This is a genomic window from Bacillus sp. SIMBA_008 (genome assembly GCF_046535495.1).
GTDB lineage: Bacteria > Bacillota > Bacilli > Bacillales > Bacillaceae > Bacillus > Bacillus subtilis.
In genome coordinates this window covers 1-430 of sequence record NZ_JAWRWL010000043.1, presented here as the reverse complement: position 1 = coordinate 430, position 430 = coordinate 1, and the positions used below count along the sequence as shown (strand labels likewise).

Annotated in this window: 1 protein-coding gene; it reads left to right on the top strand. The window is 43.3% G+C overall.

Features of this window, described 5'->3' with window-relative positions; genetic code table 11:
• Positions 1-66 precede the first annotated feature (66 nt).
• The coding region (locus SB658_RS22005) for an acyl-CoA dehydrogenase family protein (protein ID WP_410602308.1) at positions 67-430 on the top strand (364 nt) is incomplete at its 3' end.

Genomic DNA, 430 nt, shown 5'->3' with positions numbered 1-430 from the left:
AATGTGTATCGGCGGGGGCATGGGAGCAGCAGGAATTTTTGAATTGATCTAAAGGGGGAAATCAGGATGAAAGCAATGGAAGAGGTAAAAAAGGGTGGAAGCTTCTTAATTGATGAGACGAATTATGAGCATATCTTTACACCAGAGGATTTCACTGATGAGCATCAAATGATTGGAAAGACAACAGAGGATTATATTTTACAAGACGTTGTTCCATATATAGATCAAATTGAAAAGCATGAATTTGAGCATTCTGTCAGGCTTCTCAAAAAGGCTGGAGAGCTTGGACTGCTGGGAGCTGACGTGCCTGAAGAATTCGGCGGGCTCGGATTAGATAAAATCAGTTCAGCCATTATTACCGAGAAATTCTCCAGAGCAGGGAGCTTTTCCCTTTCCTATGGCGCCCATGTCGGCATTGGATCTTTGCCCA